This is a genomic window from Candidatus Symbiopectobacterium sp. NZEC135, from assembly GCF_025962695.1.
The window spans coordinates 1-2052 of the sequence record NZ_JAGFPF010000262.1 but is presented as its reverse complement, the minus strand read 5'-3'; the positions used below and the strand labels follow the sequence as shown (position 1 = coordinate 2052).

Here is a 2052-nt window from a genome sequence, read left to right as displayed (position 1 = left end):
ACCATGTTGGGCTCGGGCTTTGCGTCAGTGATTATCATCAGCCTGTGCGTGGCCATTCTTGGTCGCTCTCAGTTGATATCACTGGGCAATGATATGGAACTGCTCGCCAACCGTTCACTCAATAATCTGTTACTCACTCAGGAATTAAAAACCGGATTCGATGCTGTCGCCCGCTCAGTGCGCAATATGGCGCTGTATCAGGATCGTGCACGTAAACAGGAAGAGAAGCAGGTGATTGATACCACGATTGCCCGCAATACCGAGCTTCTGGAGACGCTGAATGACAACTCCACGCTCCCTGCTGGAAAGGCGTTATTGGCGCAGTTGGCCAAAATTCGTCCCGCGTATATGAATGCGGTGAAAGAAGCGGTAGCCCGGGAGCTCAGCGATAACCCGGAAGAAAAAATGAAGCTGGACGAGATGCGGCGCGCACAGTTACCGGTGTTCAAAACGCTGGATGATATGATTGATCTGCAAAAAAATCAGGCGATCAAGCTGGCCCAGCAAGCCATCGCGCAGGCTAATAATGGCGGAAACCTGATGTTGATTCTGGCGCTGCTGGCAACGGGATTGGGTGCGCTGATTGCGTTTCTGATCGCTTATACCTTGAGAAAACAGCTGGGTGGCGAGCCGGCCTATGCAACCCTCATTACCCAGCAAGTCGCTCAAGGGGATTTAGCCGCAGCGATTGCCCTGCGCCCTAACGACAGCAGCAGCATGCTGGCCGCCATGAACACCATGCGCAACAGTCTGAGCGCCATGGTGGAGCAGGTACGGCAAAGCAGCGAATCCATCGCCACCGGCTCCAACGAAATTGCCATCGGCAGTACCGATCTGAGTCAGCGCACGGAAGAACAGGCGGCTAATTTGCAGCAAACCGCCGCCGCGATGGAAGAGATAAGCCAGGCGGTGCGTCAAAACGCCGATGCAGTGCACAGTGCCGCACAGCTCGCCAACCAGGCCAGCGCCACGGCGGAAAAAGGCGGAGAAGCCGTTAACCAGATCGTGGCAACCATGAAAGCCATTACCACCAGTTCAGGCCAAATCAGCGATATTATCGGCGTGATTGATGGCATTGCATTTCAAACCAACATTCTGGCGTTGAACGCCGCCGTCGAGGCCGCCCGTGCGGGCGAACAAGGTCGCGGCTTTGCCGTGGTTGCCGGTGAGGTTCGCTCGCTGGCGCAGCGCTCCGCTTCCGCCGCCAAAGAAATCAAAACGCTGATCCATAACAGCGTAGAAACTGTCAATGCCGGCTCTACGCTGGTTGAAGAGACGGGCAGCACCATTGCAGCGTTAGTGGCGCAGGCAAGTGAGGTCGCCCATTTGATCGCCACCATCGGGGGAACCACGCGGGAGCAGGAATCGGGCATTGAGCAAGTTCACAGCGCGATCAATCAGCTCGATCGCGTGACACAGCAGAACGCTGCGCTGGTCGAACAGTCGGCCAGCGCGGCCGGAAGCCTGAACGATCAGGCAGCCCAATTGGTATCACTGATGCAAATGTTCCGCATTGCCTCAAGCGATAAGGCATTAGCGCCCCACACCATGCCGCAGAGTCCCCCTTCAGGGCGTGCACTCCCGCTACCGCAGGGTAGCCGGGAGAACTGGACACACTTTTAGCGTGTCCACCACATCACCGGCTTTCATAAACAACGGCGGTGCGCGACACCCTACTGGAGATGGTCAGTCAGGAACTGCCGTATCTGGTTCGACAACTGTGCTGAGGCGCGGTGTAGCGTAGCAAGCAACCGCTGAAAAACCAGCCTAGAACAGTGGACTCCCACCGCCATCATTCCCGCGCAGGCGGGAATCTCTTGCCGAAGAAACGCATTTATCCTGGCAGAGATCCCCGGCTTGCGCCGAGGATGACGAGAAGTAAAGTGGCTTTATCAGCAATCTCAACCACTCAACTTAGAGCGCGCGTTTCAGGCGAGCAACCGCCTCGTGCATCTGCTCATCCGTTGCGGTGGCAAACGAGAAACGCAGCGTGGCGTAATCAGGACGTTCCGGGAAGAAGAACTCACCCGGTACGAACACCACGCCCTGTTC

The 2052-nt window shown here is 56.6% G+C and carries 1 protein-coding gene and 1 pseudogene; one reads left to right on the top strand and one right to left on the bottom strand.

The genetic code is table 11. The annotated features are described in order from the left end of the window. Nucleotides 1-3: 3 nt before the first annotated feature. Nucleotides 4-1623: a methyl-accepting chemotaxis protein gene (locus J5224_RS25665; RefSeq protein ID WP_264628024.1), complete on the top strand. Its 1620-nt coding sequence runs from the start codon at nt 4-6 to the stop codon at nt 1621-1623. Nucleotides 1624-1914: 291 nt separating this feature from the next. Here the strand turns inward: J5224_RS25665 and J5224_RS25660 are convergent. Next, a pseudogene (locus J5224_RS25660) lies at nt 1915-2052 on the bottom strand (PLP-dependent aminotransferase family protein); the annotation flags it as partial.

Bases quoted from the DNA above. Each gene is read 5' to 3' on its own strand.
- J5224_RS25665 (WP_264628024.1), top strand. From the start codon at position 4: ATGTTGGGCTCGGGCTTTGCGTCAGTGATTATCATCAGCCTGTGCGTG.